The following is a 238-nucleotide window of genomic DNA, read 5'->3' as shown; positions in this document are numbered from 1 at the left end:
TCTTTGTTGTCGTTTGTTGTTCAGCCAAAATTAGAGACTCTTTATCAGATTACAGAGAAATAAAAACCGTACCGTTTTCAATTTTTGTCTCAAATGTGCGGGTACAGCCTTCATCAGGACCAGTAGCTTCGCCACTATTCATATCAATAACCCAGTTATGCAAAGGACAGGCCACACGGTTATCGTAAACAATCCCCTGAGATAACGGCCCTTTTTTATGGGGGCACTGATCAAATAA

1 protein-coding gene is annotated in these 238 nt (G+C 40.8%); it reads right to left on the bottom strand.

The window, feature by feature from the left end; translation table 11 throughout:
- Positions 1–49: 49 nt before the first annotated feature.
- Positions 50–238, bottom strand: a 189-nt coding sequence (locus B4K20_RS05885) for a Rieske 2Fe-2S domain-containing protein (protein WP_289282228.1), incomplete at its 5' end; no start/stop codon positions are given.

The organism is Methylophaga sp. UBA5088, from assembly GCF_002414625.1.
Classification (GTDB): domain Bacteria; phylum Pseudomonadota; class Gammaproteobacteria; order Nitrosococcales; family Methylophagaceae; genus Methylophaga; species Methylophaga marina.
Note: the sequence above shows the minus strand (reverse complement) of the source record. Positions and strands in the feature narration are given on the sequence as shown.